Annotated in this window: 14 protein-coding genes, 2 tRNA genes and 1 pseudogene; 9 read left to right on the top strand and 8 right to left on the bottom strand. The window is 29.5% G+C overall.

Going from position 1 to position 19664, the window contains the following annotated elements:
- Positions 1-67 precede the first annotated feature (67 nt).
- Together plzA and N187_RS03650 are read left to right on the top strand one after the other, a co-directional pair.
- Positions 68-853, top strand: a complete 786-nt coding sequence (gene plzA / locus N187_RS03645) for a c-di-GMP-binding receptor PlzA (RefSeq protein WP_025419882.1) — start codon at positions 68-70, stop codon at positions 851-853.
- 7 nt (positions 854-860) lie between these two features.
- Complete coding sequence (locus N187_RS03650) at positions 861-1949, top strand: tetratricopeptide repeat protein (RefSeq protein WP_233275059.1); 1089 nt, start codon at positions 861-863, stop codon at positions 1947-1949.
- 22 nt (positions 1950-1971) lie between these two features.
- On the opposite strand, the gene N187_RS03655 is transcribed toward N187_RS03650, so the two are convergent.
- Complete coding sequence (locus N187_RS03655) at positions 1972-2973, bottom strand: L-threonylcarbamoyladenylate synthase (protein ID WP_025419884.1); 1002 nt, start codon at positions 2971-2973, stop codon at positions 1972-1974.
- Between the two features lie 149 nt (positions 2974-3122).
- On the opposite strand from N187_RS03655, the gene N187_RS03660 reads away from it, so the two are divergent.
- Entirely contained in the window at positions 3123-3899 is a 777-nt protein-coding gene (locus N187_RS03660; protein ID WP_038443438.1) for a septal ring lytic transglycosylase RlpA family protein, read from the top strand.
- On the opposite strand, the gene N187_RS03665 is transcribed toward N187_RS03660, so the two are convergent.
- On the bottom strand, positions 3889-5946 hold the full coding sequence (locus N187_RS03665; RefSeq protein ID WP_025419886.1) for an ATP-dependent DNA helicase: 2058 nt from the start codon (positions 5944-5946) through the stop codon (positions 3889-3891). The genes N187_RS03660 and N187_RS03665 overlap by 11 nt on opposite strands.
- 757 nt (positions 5947-6703) lie before the next feature.
- On the opposite strand from N187_RS03665, the pseudogene N187_RS03670 reads away from it, so the two are divergent.
- Together N187_RS03670 and valS are read left to right on the top strand one after the other, a co-directional pair.
- A pseudogene (locus tag N187_RS03670) lies at positions 6704-7375 on the top strand (tRNA-dihydrouridine synthase).
- Positions 7376-7379: 4 nt separating this feature from the next.
- Positions 7380-10004 (top strand): valine--tRNA ligase, encoded by a 2625-nt coding sequence (gene valS / locus N187_RS03675; protein WP_025419887.1) that lies wholly within the window; start codon positions 7380-7382, stop codon positions 10002-10004.
- 41 nt (positions 10005-10045) lie between these two features.
- Here valS and mnmC2 read toward each other — a convergent pair whose 3' ends face one another.
- On the bottom strand, positions 10046-10723 hold the full coding sequence (mnmC2, locus tag N187_RS03680; RefSeq protein WP_025419888.1) for a tRNA (5-methylaminomethyl-2-thiouridine)(34)-methyltransferase MnmC2: 678 nt from the start codon (positions 10721-10723) through the stop codon (positions 10046-10048).
- 218 nt (positions 10724-10941) lie between these two features.
- Positions 10942-11214 carry a co-chaperone GroES gene (gene groES / locus N187_RS03685; protein ID WP_025419889.1) on the bottom strand — a complete coding sequence of 91 codons (273 nt, stop codon included), beginning with the start codon at positions 11212-11214 and terminating at the stop codon, positions 10942-10944.
- Positions 11215-11358: 144 nt separating this feature from the next.
- Here groES and N187_RS03690 point away from each other — a divergent pair, with 144 nt between their 5' ends.
- The 3 genes from N187_RS03690 (at position 11359) to N187_RS03700 (ending at position 16833) form a co-directional block, all read left to right on the top strand.
- Complete coding sequence (locus N187_RS03690) at positions 11359-12990, top strand: ABC-F family ATP-binding cassette domain-containing protein (RefSeq protein WP_025419890.1); 1632 nt, start codon at positions 11359-11361, stop codon at positions 12988-12990.
- Between the two features lie 43 nt (positions 12991-13033).
- Positions 13034-14707, top strand: coding sequence for an outer membrane protein assembly factor BamB family protein (locus N187_RS03695; protein ID WP_025419891.1), 1674 nt, complete (start codon positions 13034-13036; stop codon positions 14705-14707).
- A 125-nt stretch (positions 14708-14832) separates the two neighbouring features.
- Positions 14833-16833: a P83/100 family protein gene (locus N187_RS03700; RefSeq protein ID WP_025419892.1), complete on the top strand. Its 2001-nt coding sequence runs from the start codon at positions 14833-14835 to the stop codon at positions 16831-16833.
- 122 nt (positions 16834-16955) lie between these two features.
- On the opposite strand, the gene N187_RS03705 is transcribed toward N187_RS03700, so the two are convergent.
- Both N187_RS03705 and N187_RS03710 read right to left on the bottom strand, forming a co-directional pair.
- A tRNA-Pro gene (locus N187_RS03705) sits at positions 16956-17027 on the bottom strand.
- A gap of 9 nt (positions 17028-17036) precedes the next feature.
- Positions 17037-17109, bottom strand: a tRNA-Arg gene (locus N187_RS03710).
- An 82-nt stretch (positions 17110-17191) separates the two neighbouring features.
- Here N187_RS03710 and N187_RS03715 point away from each other — a divergent pair.
- A complete protein-coding gene (locus tag N187_RS03715) occupies positions 17192-17827 on the top strand; it encodes an endonuclease III domain-containing protein (RefSeq protein ID WP_025419893.1) in 636 nt (211 codons plus the stop codon).
- An 8-nt stretch (positions 17828-17835) separates the two neighbouring features.
- Here the strand turns inward: N187_RS03715 and N187_RS03720 are convergent, their stop codons facing one another.
- On the bottom strand, positions 17836-18696 hold the full coding sequence (locus N187_RS03720; RefSeq protein ID WP_025419894.1) for an ABC transporter permease subunit: 861 nt from the start codon (positions 18694-18696) through the stop codon (positions 17836-17838).
- The gene (locus tag N187_RS03725) at positions 18696-19643 is read right to left on the bottom strand and encodes an ABC transporter permease subunit (RefSeq protein WP_025419895.1); all 948 of its coding nucleotides are present in this window, start codon (positions 19641-19643) and stop codon (positions 18696-18698) included. The genes N187_RS03720 and N187_RS03725 overlap by 1 nt, the downstream gene beginning before the upstream one ends.
- Positions 19644-19664: the final 21 nt, after the last annotated feature.

The raw sequence follows: 19664 nt of genomic DNA on the forward strand, positions 1-19664 counted from the left end.
ATTTTATTGCTTTAGAGTTCCTGGATTTCATTTTTAACATTTTTGCTAGATTTCAAAGGAGAGGTTTATGTTTTTTTCTAGAAAAATAAAAGATTATGAAACTAAATATCGAGGTAAGGAAATTAAGATGAGCACTGAAATCAACAGTTTCCTTAATATTAAAAATTCTGTTGAACTGAGAGTTGGTACTTATGTATCACGAGGTGTAATTTATTCTATTTCTATGAATGCTATTAAGCTTATTTTGCAGGAAGATGAAATTTTGCCTGTTTTAGCACAAAATGGAAATTCAGGAAGTATTCAGCTTACGAACTTTGATAGTTCTGGGGATGATTCTTTTTTTATTCCCTCTTTGGTTGTTAAGTTAGTTAATACATCTTCTTGTTCTGTTCAAGACAAGGAATATAATTTACTTACTCTAGATTTTTTATCTCCTATTCCGGAAGAGTTTGCAGTTAAGATTGGCAAACTGCTTGATTTGAAACTTGGGCAGAATCAAAGAATTCATGAGCGTATTATTATTAGTAAAGATTCACTTAGAAAACTTAATATTGATTCTGATAAAGCTTTTGTTGAAGTTAAGGGTGTTAAGTATAAATGTTTGATTAAAGATCTATCTTATGGAGGTGCACTTTTAATATCCTATTTTGATTATGAGGTAATAGATGAAAGTAATATTGATTTGACTTTAAGTTTTAATATTGCAGGCAAGGAAGTGTCTATTTTGGGTAAGACAAGAAATTTGAGTGTTATTCAAACTCCTAATGGTAAAGTTTTAGCTTTAGGTGTTGCATTCTGTGAAGAAAAGATTCCCCTTGACTATACTATGTTAATTCATGATTATTTTAATTAGAGGATTTATGCTTAAAAATATTGTTTATATTTCTCTTCCAGAAAATTTTACAAGTCAAATTAAAGATTTTATGTTTGATCCTAGGATACTTCTGCCCGTTGAGGTTGGTGATGTTCAGAATTTTTCTCAGGATGAACTTAGTTTTGAAGCTGTTATTTCTGCGATCCTTAAAATTTCGGCTTATGATCAAGGTAATATTAATTTCCCTTATTATAAGGAGCTTCTTTTGGCTTTAAATCCCAATATTGTCAATACGCTTATTCATGTTGGAATTACTAAAATTGATGAGGGGGATTATAATTTGGCACTTGAGATTTTTCTGGCATTAAAAGGTATTGATGGTGAGAATGAGGTTCTTCTTGTTAATTTGGCATTATTATATGAGAAGATGGCTGAAAATTTCTTAAGAGTTGAACAAGATATGGATGCTCTGAATAGTAATCAAAATGCTTTAAAGATTTATGAGAGACTTTTAGAACTTGAAAATCCAAATGAAAATGTTTTTGTAAATGCTGGCTTTTTCTTTGTTAAGCAATACAAATTGGACAAGGCACAAGAGTTGCTTAAGCATTATTTGAAAATTTCTAATAATTTAAGATTAAAGAGTAAGGTAAATGAAGTTTTAAATGCTATCGGAGTTCATAAAGGTTTGGCCTTAAATCTTGAGAGAGTATATAATCTAATAATTTTGTCAAAGGAAGATGAAGCTATTTCTGAACTTGTTGAACTGTTAAAATATCATGGAGATTCTTGGAATGCTTGGTTTTTACTTGGATGGGGGTATAGAAGAAAGGGGTTTTATTCTGAGGCAAAAGATGCTTTTCTTAGAGTATTATCTTTTAAAGCTAAAAATGTCGATGCTATGAATGAGCTTGCAATCTGTTTTATGGGACTTTTTGAATTTAATGATAGTCTTAAATATTTACTTAGAGCTTTAAAACTTGAACCTGATAATATAAAAGTTATTTTAAATCTTGGGATTCTTTATCTAAAGATGGAACATAGAGAAGAGGCTAAGGGTTGTTTTAAAATAGTTCTTGAATATGATGCAATTAATCCTATTGCCCTTAAATATTTAGAACTGTTAGGTGGGTAATTTTAATTCATATTGTATTGATTTAACTAATAAATTTATTCAGACTGGCTTTCTTAAGTCTATTATTAATTGAGTATCCAAGTTGGCTGTCATCTACAAGTTCAGCAATTATTTGGTTGTATTCTTTCTCAGATTCTACAAATACTTTATAAATGTTTTTTGCATATTCTTCTAATGTATTAAATACGCAAATATTATTCATATTCCAAAAACTATTAAACCAATATGAATTAAGAGTATCTCGCATAATGAGCACTTTTGTGTCTTTTCTTAATGCATACTGTTTTATATTATCTGTTTTCTTAAATAGATAAACGGGTATGCGTGGTCTGTAATGTTCTAGTAAATTTCCAGGTGATTTGGATAGCATTTCCTTTCCTGTTGAATATTCAACTTTAAATTCTCCTTTAAGTTCTTTTTCTATCATTTCTTTTGTGATTAAACCTGGTCTTAGTATTGATATGTTTCCTTTAAGATCGAATCTTATAACGGTTGATTCTATGCCAATTTTTGACTCTCCATCTTTTTTGATGATCCCCTTAACTAAACCATCGAGTTCACTAATTGCCATTTTAAAATTGGTAGAGCTGGGACGTCTTGATAAGTTTGCTGATGGAGCTGCTATTGGAACTCCGCTCATCTTGATTAACTGTATGGCTACAGGTTCTGATGGTATTCTTACTGCTATGCTGTCAAGTCCTCCGCTTATGAAGTTAGATATTTTGCCTGCATTCTTTAATATAAATGTTATTGGGCCTGGGGTGAATCTTTGCATTAAAATCAGCGCACTTTTTGGTATGTGCTCTACAAGCTCATTTATCTTTTCTATTGATTCGACATGCACTATTAAAGGGTTTGTAATAGGACGTCTTTTTACTAGAAAGATCATTCGCACTGCATCATCATTGTATGCATTAGCACCAATTCCATAGACTGTTTCTGTAGGAAATACTACTAGCTCTCCTGTTCTTATAAATTTTGCTGCCTTACTTATTTCCGATTGTTCTATGATTTCTGTTTTCATTGATATTATTTCCTATTGATTTTACTTACTTATTTATTAAAGCAAAAAAATTGCAAATAAACAATTTAAGTTAACTTAGATGATTGATTTTATGTTATGAGTCTTAAGCTTTATATTATAATATACAATGTAGTATAATAATTATTAATATGATAAGCTTTTTTGATATTATGGGTATTAGATTTAGGTTTTTATTTTTGTTTTTTGCTGTTGCTCAGTTGAACAGTGCTACTGTGGGACTTGCTTCATGGTATGGAGAAGCTTTTCATGGCAAGTCTACTGCTAATGGTGAAAAATTTGATATGACAGCTCTTACGGCTGCTCATAAAGAACTTCCATTTAATACTATTGTAAAAGTTACTAATTTACTTAATAATAGGACAGTTGTTGTAAGAATTAATGATAGGGGGCCTTTTAGGAAAGATCGAATAATTGATTTGTCAAAATCTGCTGCTGAAAAGCTAGATTTTCTGGGTATAGGAGTTGCACCTGTAAAAATTGAAGTATTGGAACAATTGAATGAAAAAAGCATTACAGCTCAAGAATCTAAGAAAACTTTTAAGGTAGTTGATCCTTCTAAGGATGATTCTGTTATTGCAGATTCAAAGTTAAATATAGGTTCTTCTTTAAATAAAGATCATTCTGAGGTTGCAGAAAAAATCCTAGATAATTCAACTAGAGAACCAGACTTTTACATACAAGTTGGTTCTTATAAGACTAAAGATTATGCTCAAAGGGCTTATAAAATACTTCAGAAAACTGGGCTTAATGTTTTAGTAAATTCTCATGGCCCTTTTTTTACAGTATTCGTTCCTACTTATGCTGATGATGTTCATAGGAATGTTGAACTTATTAAATCTGCGGGATATAAGGATATTTTGGTAAGAAAGACTAAGATTCCAGGTGATAATGTTTCTATAGATTAGTATTCTGATCTATATTTTTAAAGAATGTATTTATTGTTAGTTTGATATTTTCAAAAGTTGAGTAATAAGTCTTAATTTTAGGTAAGGAGTAGATAAATAGTTTGCCATAATTTTTTTCGAAGATTCTTTTATCAAAGCATACTATAATTCCATAGTCTTTTGAATCTCTAATTAATCTTCCAAATCCTTGTTTGAATTTCATTATTGCTTGTGGCAGTGTTTCTTGCGTAAAGAAATTTTTATCCGATTTTTTGGCTAATTCTTTTTTTGCTATTAAAATAGGATTTGAAGGAGTTTGAAATGGCAGTTTGGGAATTATTACCATTGTTAATTTATCTCCTTTAATGTCAATTCCTTCCCAAAAGTTTTTTATTCCTATAAGTACACTTTTTTTTGTTGATTCTTTAAAAGAGTTTATTAGTTCATTTTTTGGAAGTTCTCCTTGTATGAAGAGGTTTATATCATTTTCAAGTAAGAAATCTTTAATGTTTTTGCCTACATATTCTAAACTCTTAAATGAGGTTAGAAGAATTAAGGTCCCGCCTTTGTTTAACATTGCGAGTTCTTTAATATATTGTGTTGATTGGTTTAGAAATTTTTCTTCTTTAGTAGGATCTTCAATATTTGATATAACTGTGAGTATTGATTTTTCTTTATAAGGGAAGGAGTATGGCAATTTTTCAGTTGTGATGTTTTGGTCAGTTGAGTTTAGTCCAGTTTGATTTAAAAAGTATGAAAATGATTGATTTATCATGAGAGTAGCTGAGGTAAAAATTATTCTTTTTGCTCTTTTATACATAATTTTGTTTAGTTCAGGACCTAAATCAATCTCTGATGTTTTAAATATGGGTGTATTTTTTTTATTTTCTATCCAAGAACAAAGATTGTCATATTGGTTTTCAGAGATGAAATTTTTAATTAATGATTCTTTAGATTCTATATTTCGAATTAATCTGTCTATTTCAATTTTTGCTGTTTTGTTTTCCATATCTTTTGTTATTGACATTACAGTAGCTTTATAATTTTCTAAGTTATATATTATCTCTTTTAGGTGTGTTTTAATTTGTGTGTAAAAATCTGTTTTATGTATGTCATTAGTAACTCTATAGATTGATGGAAAATTTTTTTGTGTTTTTATTGCATATTCTATATTTTCGAAGCTTAGCATCGTTGCAATTTCGACATTTGTTTTGTATTTACTATTTATGTTTTGTTTTTTTATTATTTTATCTATCTTTGTAAAAATTTGTTTTATCCCGATTCTTGAAAAATTTCTGCTAAATAGAGTTCTTGCAGCTTCTTCTAAATAGTGTGCTTCATCAATTATCATATTTTTTATATTAGGTAAGATTAAATTAATCTCTTCATCATTTTTTTCAGAGTCATTTTTATAGTTTTCTTTTTCTTTTAATATTTCGTTTTTTATATAAAGATCAGTTAGGAGTAGATGATGATTAGTGATGATAATATCACATTCTAGTATTTTTCTTCTTGCCTTTTTAAAAAAGCATTTATTTTCATCGGGGCATGTGAGACCTGAACATGTCTCAGGATTTGCCGATACTTCCTCCCATATTTGTTCATCTATGAAATTGAGTTCGTCTTTATCTCCTATTTTTGTATTTTGTGCCCAGTATATTAATTCTTCTAAGTTTTTTTTGTTGAATGTATGTTTTAGGAGGTTGTTTTCAAGTTCTTCAAGTCTACGAAGACAGAGATAGTTCCTCATGCCTTTAATGATTCCAAACTTCATTTTAAAAGGGATGATTTTTGCCAAAGACTCGATGTCTTTTTTAATGAGTTGTTCTTGAAGATTAATAGATGCTGTTGAGATTATTACTTTTTCTTGTGTTTTTTGAATGAAATCAATAGCAGCAATTAGATAAGCAAGGCTTTTTCCAGTTCCTGTTGGTGCTTCAATGACTAAAAATTGTTCATTTTGAAAGGCTTTTCTTATTTTTTCTATCATTTTTAATTGTGTATTTCTCTTTACAAAGCCTTTGATGTTTAATTCTGCTTTTGTTAGTATATATTCAATTAATTTCAATTTTGTTAAGTATCCTTTTTAATTAATGTATTATGTTTTTATTGAATTTATTTTAACCTTTTTTATGATGTAAACTTCTTTTTCTATATCTTCGTATTTTGTATTTATAATATAAAATAGTTATTAAAATAGTGACTGTATTCATTTTAAGATATAGTTTAATGGCTATCTCAGATATTATTGATATTTTATTTAATTTTATATTTATTGCATTAAAAAAATTGTTCTATTTATTATTGTTGTCTCTAGTTAAGGGGGGGGGTATAAGATTTATGTAGTTTTTTATTTCAATGTTAGTATTGTTATGAATGTTTGTATCTTGATTGATTTTTGATATATCCTTAAAGTTGTGCACAGTTGATGGTGAAAATTTTTTATTTTTCTGCAAAGTACGTGTGTTTCTTTGTCATAATACTATCTTATTATATATTTATTTTATGAATTTTGTAAGTAATATGAGTCATTCAATTATGATTTTAGCTCCGATTGAAGATGTTACAAATATTGTTTTTAGAAATTTGACTTATTTGATAGTTTTATAGGGAGTGGAAAAGATGGTCCTGATATTTATTTTACGAAATTTATTTCTGTAAAAGGACTTTTAAATAAGTCAAATCAGTTAATGCAACATGTTTTGACAAAAAATGATGAGATTAGTAGGTCCTTGATTGCTCAGATTTGGGGCAATTACCCTGAAAAATTTTTTAAGGCAATAGAAATTTAAGTAATTTGGGATTTTGGGGATATTGACCTGAATATGGGATGTCCTAAAAAAATAGTTAAAAAGGGAGTTTATTTTGCTTTAATTAATAATAAATCCTTAGTCCGTACAATAATTATGGCAAGTAAAGAGGTATGTGTGAAATTTGGGTTGCCTCTTAGTATGAAAACGAGACATGGTTTTTTATGATGAAATTGAAGATTGGTTAGGATTTTACTTGAATTGGATGTGGATATTTTGACAGTGCATCCCAGGCTTGCTATTAACCAAGGTGAAGGTCCTGTGGATATTGTTGTATTTGATAAGCTTGTTAAGCTGAGGGATCAAATCAGTTTTGCTGTATTAATTATTGGCAATGGGGATATTTTAAGTTTAGAGCAAGCGCATCAAATTGTAAAAGAATATTCTATCGATGGAGTAATGTTTGGTCGTGGTATTTTTAGAAATTTAAACTTATTTAAGCAAGGTTCACCCAACTTTTTGAGTAATGATTTGAATTTTAGATTAAATATATTAAAATTGCACATAACAGATTTTCATTCTACTTGGAGTCTTACTAAAGATTTTAATAAACTTAAGAAGTACTTCAAAATTTATTTTAATGAAGATGAAAGATGTAGTGAGTATTTTCATAATATTATGAATTCAAATAATTATGATGAACTTTTTGAAAATTTGTGTCGAATGGATATTATAGGAGATTCTTGAAGTAATGAGTGATGAACTTTCAAAAAATTATGATCCTAGGGTTTTTGAAGATAAAATTTATCAAAAATGGCTTAATAATGATGTTTTTATCCCTAATGAGGGTCTTGGATTAAGATTTAGTATGGTAGCACCTCCTCCAAATGTTACAGGCATTCTTCATATGGGCCATGCCCTTAATTTTACTTTGCAAGATATTTTTGTTCGTTATCAGAGAATGAGGGGAGCTAGTACTCTTTGGCTTTTTGGAACAGATCATGCTGGAATTGCAACCCAAGCTGTTTTTGAGAAACATCTTAAAAAACTTGGAAAAAGTAAGGATGATTTTAGTCGTGAAGAATTTGTTGAGGAAATTTTTAAATTAAAAGATAAGCATAGAGAGATAATTGTCAATCAAGTAGAGAGACTTGGTGCTTCTTATGATCATTCTAGGGAGAGATTTACTCTTGATGCTGGGCTTTGTCGGGCTGTTAATAAAGTTTTTATTGATTTATATAATAAGGGATTAATTTATAAAGGAGAATATCTTGTAAATCTTGATCCTGGATCTGGGAGTGTTGTTAGTGATGAAGAGGTTGAATACAGAGAAGTTATTGGAAAGATTTATTTTATTAAATATTTATTAAATGATGGTAGTTTTATTGAGGTTGCAACCACTAGGCCTGAGACAATGTTTGGAGATGTAGCTGTTGCTGTTAATCCTAATGATAATCGGTATAAGTCTCTGATTGGTAGAGATATTATAGTTCCTATTGCAAATAGAAAGGTTAAGATAATAGCAGATAGTCATGTCGATATGGAATTTGGTAGTGGTGCTTTAAAAATAACACCTGCCCATGATCCTAATGACTTTGAGATTGCAAAGAGACATAATCTTGCTATGATAAATATTTTAACTAAGAAAGCGAAACTTAATGAAAATGTTCCAATTGAGTATCAAGGCTTAAGTGTTAGTGTTGCTAGGAACAAGATAGAGAGAGATTTAAAAGATAAAGGATTTTTAATAGATGTTAAGAGTCATAAACATCAGGTTGGGCATTGTCATAGATCTGGAGAGATCATTGAGCCTTATTTATCAACTCAGTGGTTTGTAAAAATGAAACCATTGGCTGATGCTGCTTTGAAGGCTTTAATGGATGGTGAGATTAGGTTTTATCCTAAGAAATGGGAAAATACATACAAACATTGGTTATTAAATATTAAGGATTGGTGTATATCTAGGCAATTGGTTTGGGGTCATAGCATTCCTGCTTGGTATGATATTAAGACAGGAGAAATTATTGTTAGTGAGTCTGATCCTTCATTAAATGAGGAGTATAAGGATAGGAGCTTTGTTAGAGATCCGGATGTGCTTGATACTTGGTTTTCTTCTTGGTTATGGCCCTTTTCTTCTCTTGGTTGGCCAGAACTTACTCTTGATTTTGAAAATTATTATCCTACGAATGCTTTGATTACTGCTTATGACATAATATTTTTCTGGGTAGCAAGAATGGTAATGGCAGGACTTGAGTTTACAGGACAGGTACCTTTTAAGGATATATATATAACACCCCTTTTAAGAGATAAAAAGGGTAGAAAAATGTCAAAATCTTTAGGTAATGGCATAGATCCTCTTGAAATTATTGATCAGTATGGCAGTGATGCTTTGCGTTTTACTCTTGCATTTTTATCTGTGCAGGGTCAGGATTTGAATATCGATACTAAAGATTTTATGTTTGGAGCTAGGTTTTTAAATAAAGTATTTAATGCCTCTAAATTTATTTTATCAAACTTAGAGGGTAGGGTAATATTAGATAACTTGGAGTTTGATAGTATTGATAAATGGTTACTTACGAGCTTAAATTCAACTGTTGCCTTTTTAGATTGGGCTTTTAAAAATTATAAGTATAATGAAGCTGCGAAAGCAGTATATGAATTCTTTTGGAATAATTTTTGTGATTGGTATATTGAAATCAGTAAAATTAATTTGGGTAGTAATGATATTGATCTTCAGAATATGACTATTTCTAAGCTGATTTTTTTCTTAAAAGAGTCTTTAATCATTATGCATCCCTTTATACCTTTTATTACTGAAGAGATTTATTCTAAGTTTATGCCTTTGAAAGATGTATTGGCTTTGGCAAAGTATCCTGAGTTTGTGAGTCAGAGGGATTTTAAGGAAGAGTTTCAGCAGTTTAATTTGTTTAAGGAATTTATTATATCAATTAGAACTCTTAGGAGTGAATTTAGTATAGTTCCTAATATTAAGATTAATGTTGCTTTGAGATTTGGTGATACTTTTGAGTACGAGAAGTATTTTAAAGATCATGAACATATTGCAAAAAAACTTATTAACTTTGATTGTATTTTTTACAATGAACGTTATTCTGATATGATAGGCGTTCCTAGTGTTTGCTTTGAAAGTTTTGCTGATATTAAGAGCTTAATAGATACTAATAAGGAGCTTGCAAGGCTTAATAAACAACTAGAAAAATATGAGAGACTTAAACATTTAACTCTTTTAAAGCTTCAAAATCAAAACTTTTTGTCAAATGCTCCTGTTGAAATTATTGATCTTGAGAAATCAAAGTTAGAAGAATTTGATTCTTTCATTTTAAAAATTAACATTTATATTGATAATTTAAGGAGATAATATTAATCTCTTTAAATTTGTTTTTGAGTAAGTTGATTTATTTATTTCTCCTTGTGTGCTTTGATCATATGTCTTTTATTGTTGAATCCTTTTATTCTGGAGTAGTTAAAATTGCCGAGTTTTAATCCATCTTTGACAATTCTTGCTGCAGAGAATGTTGAAAGTTTTGTTCCGATTTTGCTCTTTTTTGAAATTATAGCAAATATTTCCTTATTCCACATTTTTGGATTTTTGCTTGGACTAAATCCGTCTAAAAACCAGTAATCTATGTGTTTTGGTAACTCTTTAAGTTTTTCCCTAACGTCTCCAACTAGGATTTTTAAATTAATATTTTCTGTTATTTTGTACTTTATGTTTTTTGTTGGTTTGTTGGGGTATTTTTTGAGCAATGCCTTAAAATAGTGTGTGTCTTTACTAAAAAATTGTGATATTTTTTTGATTTTTTCTTTTTTTAGAGGAAACTTTTCAATTGAGTAGTAGTTAATTTTTGTTTTGAGGTTATTTTCTTTTAGATATTTTGAGAGTGCTATGAAATTAAGTCCAGTGCCAAATCCTAGTTCTGCAATTGTTGCGCTTTTTAGAGTCGCAAGTTCCTTATCTAGGTCACAACCTTTAATGAATACATAAGTACTCTCTTCAATTCCGTATTGTGGATCATAATAGATATCTTTAAATCTACTTGAGTATATGGTTTTACCTTTAAATCTTAATTTATTCATTCTTTATTTTACAAATGAATAAATTAAGAAATGATTTTTTATTTAGAAAAAAAAGTAAACTTAGAAAAAATACTAGTTTTAAAAGCACCACTATCATTTTTATGTATTGATCTTAACTTAATTTGTTTGACTCGGATAATAGGATGTAAAACGTTAACTTTTTAAGGTTTTTGCCCTTTTAAGAGAAACTAAAACGTAAGTTTAGTTTCTCTTTCCTTTTATTCTTCTATAATAGCTATTATTTCTTTGGCTTTTAAAATTAAGTGTTCCTTATCGTCAATCTTTACAGCAGCTCCAGCATATTTTTCATAGAGTACTTTGTCTCCAATTTTAACAGTAATATCTTCTTTGTTAGAGCCAACAGCTACGACTGTTCCAATGTTTGTTTTTTCTTTTGCATTCTCTGGTATATATAACCCTGAAGTTGTTTTACTTTCGGCTTCTTTTATTCTTATTAAAACTCTATCGGCTAAAGGTTTAATATTTTTCATTTTCAAACATCTCCTTAATTTGATAATATAAATAATACGAAAAAGTTAAGTATTAAGTCAATATATTTAGATAATACTTGAAACTTCATCTAATTTTAAAGATAATTTTTTTAATAAAATGTTAAGTTTAGGTGGATAAAGAGTTTGATAGCGGTAAGTAATTTAGAAGTTGCATTTGGTGAAAGGATTTTGTTTAAGGATGTTAATATTAAGTTTTCTTCTGGAAACTGTTATGGGATAATTGGGGCTAATGGTGCAGGAAAGAGTACGTTTTTGAAAGTTCTAGGAGGAACGATTGAACCTAGTAAGGGTGAAGTGTCAATTGCTAAGAATCAAAGAATGGCTGTACTTGAGCAGAATCAATTTGCTTATGATGATTTTAAGGTTATTGATACTGTGATCATGGGTCACAAGAAGCTTTATGCTGTGCAAAAGGAAAAAGATGAAATCTATGCAAAGTCTGATTTTAGTGATGAGGATGGAATTAGGGCTGGAGAGCTTGAGGCTGAATTTGCTGAACTTGGAGGTTATGAGGCTGAATCTAATGCTGCAGTACTTCTTAAAGGGTTGGGTATAGGTGAATCAGTTCATTCTAGTTTAATGAGAGATCTTGAGGCAGCTTTAAAAGTAAGGGTACTCTTATCGCAGGCTCTTTTTGGAGATCCTGATATATTACTTCTTGACGAACCTACTAATAATCTTGATATTCAGTCCATTAAGTGGCTGGAAGAATTTTTGATTAATTTTGAAAATACAGTTATTGTTGTTTCACATGATAGACACTTTTTAAATCAAGTTTGTACTCATATTGTTGATATTGATTATGGGAAAATACAAGTTTATCTTGGTAACTATGATTTTTGGTATGAAACTAGTCAAATTCTTAATAAGCAACTAAAAGATGCTAAGAAAAGGTCTGAAGAAAAAATCGCGGAACTTAAGACTTTTATTCAGAGGTTTTCAAGTAATGCATCGAAATCTAGGCAAGCAACTTCACGAAAGAAATTAATTGATAAAATTAAAGTTGAAGATTTAAAACCGTCTTCAAGAAAGTTTCCTTATATTAGCTTTAAGAGTGATAGGGACCTTGGAAAAAATGTTCTTACAATTAAGAATCTGACTAAAGAATTTGAAGGGCAATATATTTTAAATAAATTTAGTATTGTTATAGAGCCTGGACAAAAGGTCGTATTTTTAGGCAGCCCTATATCAGCAAGTTATCTTTTTGATGTGATTACCAATGAAGATAGAGATTATAAGGGTCATTATGAATGGGGTGCTACTGTTAATTTTGCGTATTTTAAAAGAGATAATGAACGGTATTTTGGTGTAGATTTAAGCTTAGTAGATTGGCTGAGACAATATTCAAAGGAGCAGGATGAAACTTATATTAGAGGGTTTTTGGGACGAATGCTTTTTAGTCAAGATGAGGCCTTAAAAAAAGTTGCTGTCCTATCAGGGGGTGAAAAAGTAAGGTGTATGCTTTCAAAGATAATGCTTAGTGGAGCTAATGTATTATTATTCGACCAACCAACTAATCATTTAGATCTTGAGGCAATTACATCTTTAAATACCGGTCTTCGAGATTTTAAAGGGGTTGTATTATTCACTTCTCATGACCATCAGTTTATTGATACCATTGCTAATAGAATTATTGAATTTACACCTAATGGAGTAATTGATCGTTTTATGACTTTTTCAGAATATATTGATGATTTTAGAATTAAGGAATTAAGAGATAATCTTTATGAAGGACATGCCAGCTTGAAACTTTGATTTATGAATTTATGTGTTTAACCATTATAGGATATTTGTGGTTTTGAAGGTAAATGTTGGTATTTTTATATTTTTAGGTTCTTGTTTTTGCCTTTCAGCAGATGTTAATCTTTATTTCCAGAAAGCTTTAACAGGACAAGTTCTAGGGAATCCTGTTCTTGATGAGAGACGTGATACTATTACGGTATTAACGAAGGATAGGTGGTTGATAACTTATACTATGGCTTTAGATGAAAAATATTCTTATAGGTTAAACCGGACCCCATATCCTTTCCTTTTAAAGGATTTTGGTAGTGGTTATTATGTTATTACAGTACGTAATGAAGTTCAAAAAATTAGAAGAGGAAAGCTTGTATGGAGATATAGTTTAGATGCTTCTCCTATAAAAGCTCCTTCAATAGGAAATGGTTATATTTTAATTCCTAAAGTTGATAATAAAGTTATTGCTTTAAGACTTGGTGATGGTCAAAAGGTTTTTGAGGTGAATATAGAAGGGAAGGCAACAACTTCTTCTGTTGTTCTTGAGAATGGCAATTTTTATGTTGCAAATGAAAATTATCAAATGTTTGCTTTTAATTCTAAGGGAGAGAAAATATGGAATGCTGATCTTGTATCTCTTCCCAAGGTATTAATGATAAGTACTAATAATGAGATAATTGTTGGGTATCAGTCTGGAGATGTTATTTTGTATGATAGTGATTTTGGTAATATATTAAGTTCCATTAGTTTAAAATATCCCATTAATTTTTTATTTGAAAAGTTTAATGGGGAATATATTGCAGTGTCTGATGTTGGCTTTTTTTTTAATTTAAGTAGAAATCTTGAGCTTATGTTTTCTAAAAGTTTGCCATTGAAGCTTAAGGAAGCTGTGCTTTATGATAACGAAAAGCTTTTTATTGTCATAGATTCAACTGGCGTTTTAGTTCTTGATGAATATTTTAGACCAGTTGATAGGTATGATGGTATGAAGGAAATATCGGGACTTGTAGCTAATGTTGGAATAATTGCTACTGGCGGATTTAATTGGATACTGACTACTTATTATTATAAATATAAAGATGAGCTTGATATACTTGTTTGGAATCATAAACTAGGTAATAGATATCATCAAAATAGGATAGATTTTAGAGAAAAATCTTTAGTAGAGTATGATGATGTTTATTTAGCCCTTGATGAAATGTTAAATGTTGCATATAGTAAGAAAGCTTATAATGACTTTTTAAGTACTCTAGATTCTTTAGTAATGAAATATGGTAGTTTTCCTAAAAAATATTTAGATTTATATAAAAAGGCTATTAATAATTGGCTGGCTCCAAGTGTTGGAGTTGATAGAATATTGCAAAGGGGTCAGCTTTATAAGTATTATATGTATGTTGATGATGCATCTTCGATTAAAAGTTTTATCAATATGGCAATTGAAGAAAGGGATATCAACAATGTAATTCAATTAATTAAAATGATTGCTAAGTTTGATTATTATCATGGGCAAGATGATCTTGTGTATGATTATATTCAGTATGTAATGTTTAATTATCAGGGTAATCTAGAAATAGCTTATGCTGTTCTTTTGAGTTTGCGCAAGATAATTTTGAATGCTACAGAGGGTACTCTTAAAAGGTATAGGAATAAATATTTAACTCTTTTGAAATTTATAAAACGACAAAATTTTTCTGAAAAAATTAATCAGTGTGCTAATGAAATTATTGTGACTCTTTAATTCATTTTCTTACTGGTTTTATGTTATATTTATTTAATATGTCTTATAGTATGTTAAAATTGATATTTACTTTATACCGATTTAGTTAGTAATAGGGTTTATAATTAAGTAGGGAGAATTTTATTATGAAAAAAATATGGGTAGTTTGTGTTTTTTTATTCGTCTTTTTAAATGTTTTTACTTTTCATGCTAGAGAAGTTGATAAAAATAAGTTGAAAAATTTTGTTAATATGGATCTTGAGTTTATAGATTATCAGGGGCCTTATGATTCTACAGATACGTACCAGCAGATAATAGGTATTGGCGAATTTTTAGCTAAAAACTTAATTAATAATAAGTCTAATTATTATAACAAATATTATATTAATAGATACATCGATAGTCAGGATGCAAAGAGTAGTTCAGATGTTTTTATTATTAGTGGAAGATCTTCTCTTGATAGTATTTTAAATCTTAGAAGAATACTTACAGGCTATTTAATGGAAGGTTTTAGTTATAGTAAAGAAAGTGCAGAATTACTTGCTAAAGCTATTACAATATATAATGCTACTTATCGAGGTGATTTGGATTATTATAGTGATTCTTATATTCAACCTGCTCTTGAAGGTTTAAGTAAACATAATGTGGGACTTTCAAGGGTTTATAGCCACTGGGCTGGGAAGACTCATATTTTTATTCCTCTTAAGAGGAATATTTTATCAGGAGATATTGAATCAGATGTTGATCTTGAAAAAATAGTTACAGATAAAGTAGTGTTATCTCTTTTGAGTGAAAATGAAAGAGTTGGTACGGACTTTGCAAGGGATCTGACTGATATTCAGGATGAAATTCGTGATGTTGATCAAGAAAAAATTGATATTGAGTCTGTTACTTTAAAAAACATTGATGATGAACTGACCGAGACTATTGATAACTTAAGGGAAGAACTTGAAAAAGCTACTGATGAGTCTGAGAAGGAAGGTATTAAGAAGCAAATTGATGATAAAATAGTTGAGAGGGATGCTTTAGAAGATAAGGCAAAGGGTATTAAGGAAGCACAGAAGAAATTAGATGGTTCACAGAAGAAATTAGATAAGCAAAGAGATGCAGTTAGAAATAAGATACAGGAGAGTATTGATCAGGAAAACAAGAATAAGAATTTGCCGCAACCTGGTAAGGTAAGTTCACCAAAAGTAGATAAGAAATTGCAATTAACCGAGACTATTGATAACTTAAGGGAAGAACTTGAGAAAACTACTGATGAGTCTGAGAAGGAAGGTATTAAGAAGCAAATTGATGATAAAATAGTTGAGAGGGATGCTTTAGAAGATAAGGCAAAGGGTATTAAGGAAGCACAGAAGAAATTAGATGGTTTACAGGAGAAATTAGATAAGCAAAGGGATACAGCTAGAGATGAGGTTCAAAAAAGTGGTACTGAAGGTATCAAAAATAAGAATTTGCCGAAGCCTGGGAAAGTAAGTCTATCAAAAAGAGATGAAAAATTAAATTCGGCGGCGGAAGCGTTGAAAAGACAGCTTAAGAAAACTACTGATCCTAAGATTACTCCTAATGTTATAAATAATCAATCTTCTAAGCGCTTTACTGATAAACCTTTAGCTTCTAAGGAGCAATTGAATCATTCTAAAGATTTGGGTAAATCTCTTGAGAATAAAACTTATAGACCTGTGTTTTTAGAGGTTTTAAATCTCAATACAAATTTGGGAGTTCTTAGATTTATTGACTCTGATGAAGGCCAATTAGAGGGAACTTCTCAATATGGTATTAGAAGGTATGGAGTTTATGAGAGGGAAGATGATTTTGTAGCTATAAAACTTTGTTCAGGTATTGCAAAGCTTCAATTGCTTAGTAAGTCAGAAAATTTAAAAGTTGAATCTGAAGCAGATTTTGAATTAAGTAGAGATTCTTCTCTTTTTGTTGATTCAGAAATGATTTTGGTAGTTGTTAAGGATAATAATGTTTGGAAATTGGCAAAGTTTTCTTCAAAGGATTTAAGTAAATTTATTCTATCAGAAGATGAAGTTTTGCCATTTACAAGTTTTACTGTTAATGCAGGTCATGTTTATTTGCAAGATATATCTAAAAAGATTATTACTTTGGATCTAAATACTTTAAAGAAAGTGTCTTAATATTATTTTGAAGCAAAAAGTTTAGACGAGTTTTAAAGTGTATTTTAAAAAAAGAAGGAAAAACAAAATTTTGTTCTTCCTTTACATTGTCTTCCTTGATATTATATATATTATATAAACAATCGGGACAGTGAGATTCGAACTCACGATCCCCTGCTCCCAAAGCAGATACCTTACCGCTAGGCCATGTCCCGAAAGAATTACGCGCCAATTAGGACTCGAACCTAAAACCTACAGATTAGAAGTCTGTTGCTCTATCCATTGAGCTATTAGCGCTTTTAAGCCTAAAGCTAATTATATTATGTTGCAAAGCTATTGTCAATAAAAAGATTATTACTTATGTTTTTTAGAATTACGGATGTTTTATAATTATTTTATGCTTAACATAGATTTAATTGTAGATGAAACTTTATCTAGATATCCAGATGTTAAACCTTTTTTGAATTTTAGGAATAATTATGAGCTTTTGATAATGGTAATTTTGAGTGCAAGGACAACTGATAATATGGTCAATAGAATTACACCTGAACTTTTTAAGAGATACAGAGATTTTGAAAGTTTGGCTAATGCTGATTTGATAGATGTCGAGAAGTTAATTTATAAACTGGGATTTTATTCAAATAAAGCTAAAAATATTATAAATTGTGCACGAATGATTTTAGAAAATTTTAAAGGTATTATTCCAAATAATATTTTTGATCTTGTATCTTTGCCAGGAGTGGGTAGAAAAACCGCTAATGTTATTCTTGGTGTTGTTTATGATAAGCCAGCTATAATTGTAGATACTCATTTTAGTAGAGTTATTATTAGGCATGGTCTCACTTGTGAGAGGACCCCTTTAAAAATTGAGCTAGATTTAAAGAGTAAAATATCTGCTTGTAAGCAGTATAGATTTTCTATGGCTATTAATAAACATGGGAGGGAGATTTGCACGTCACGTAGTGAAACTTGTAAGAATTGTTTTTTAGAGAAGTTTGCACCAAGACTTACTTAATTATGGCTTTATGATGAAATTAAAGGTTTCATGTGTTTTTTAAATTTTAAACTTATTGATGTTAGTATTATGTTGATACTGAGTAGTATGATTAGGGGATTTATCCATATCCAAAAGTATTCTTTTCCCATTTCCATGTACCCTAAAAGTTCTCCAAGACTTGGATAAGAGCTTTTGTCGTCTTGTTGTAAGAAATTTATTATTTCAAAAGTCGTTAGACTTTTAGAGATCTGTAGGGGAATTATTGATGAGATTGATGAAAAGACTTCTGGAAAGATATGATATATTATTATCCTAAATTGACTTGCACCAATAATCTTGCTTGCTTTTATATAATCAAGGTTTTTGATTAGTAGTGTAGTATTTCTTGTTATGAACGAAAATGTAATCCATCCGTGTATTAAGGCTAAGGTGGATGCAACTGTCAATATATTATAGCTTTTTTGTTTTGAAAAGTAGTAATAAATTAGCATTAATATATAGGTAAATGGTATTGTTTGCAGTGATTCTATTAGTTTTGAGATTATCAAACAAATTTTAAGTTTTAAGCTTCCTATTATTATTCCTATAAATATTCCAATTATTGCGGAAATCGTTGCATAACTAAATGCAATTAAAATAGAATTTCTAGTAGCAAGTATTAGTCTTGCTAATATATCTCTGCCTATTTTGTCTGTTCCTAGGGGATGTATTTTTGTTGGTGTTTGAGGTAATTTATTGATTGTCTGAATATATGTTTTATTTGGATCTTTTTTGTATATTGCTAATTTTGAACTTTCATTAATTAATTTAGGAGTTATTATTAAAAATAGAAAGAAAATTCCTAATAATATAAGATATATAGGACTTAATTTTTTAAGTTTATACATTATTCTAGCACGTCCTTATAAGGGTTAATCTTATATGTTAGGATATCTGTTATTAAATTTGGTATGAGCATAATAAAGACACCAATGAAGAGTAAGTCTTTGTAAACAAAATAATCATTATTTTTAATTGCATTAATTGTTAGAGCGCCAATTCCATCAATTCCAAACATTTTCTCGATAAAAGCCGAACTAAAGAAGGCTGTTGCAAGGGTGGTTCTAAGATTGGTGATTAGTGGTACTATAGAAGGAATTAGTACATGAAGTGTTATTATTTTGAAATTTTTTATTCCCCTTGATTTTGCAGCTGTTATGTAAAATTCAGATAAATTTTCGTCTAGGGATTGTTTAAAAATAACAGCATTAAATATGAATGGTGAAAAAAACCATGCAAATCCACCTATTATTAGATTTTTTGGGTTTATTTTTAGATAGTGGAGAAGTGCAATTGTTAGTATTACAATTAGATTTCTTGGTAGTGAGTATAAGAATAACATTATATATTCTAGAGTATTATTTAAGATTTTATTTTTGATAAATAAGGTCCAAATGATAATACAGAAAATGGCCATTGTATAGGAGAGTATAATGCCTGGGATTGATATTGTTAATGTGTTTTTCATTTTGCTAAAAATTACGCTCATTGTTGATTTGCCTTTTGTGAGTGGGGAATCGTGAGGTGTTCCCCATATTAATCCTTTATACTTTGTTTTGTAAACTATGTATAGGCTACCTGAAATATGTTTGGCAAAATGATCTTTGTTGAGGGGTATATTTGGATCAAAGTCGTATACTAGCTTGTAGCTTTCAATGCTCTTGAGTATTCCAATATATTCTAAGTAATCCCTAAATATATTCTTTTGTATAAATGGTATATGTGCATTGCTATTCGAAAACATATTTAGCAATGATATGCAAAAAAATGTTGATATAATAGCATTGAGCATCATGTATAATATATTCTTTAAAAT

It is taken from the genome of Borrelia anserina Es (assembly GCF_001936255.1).
GTDB lineage: Bacteria > Spirochaetota > Spirochaetia > Borreliales > Borreliaceae > Borrelia > Borrelia anserina.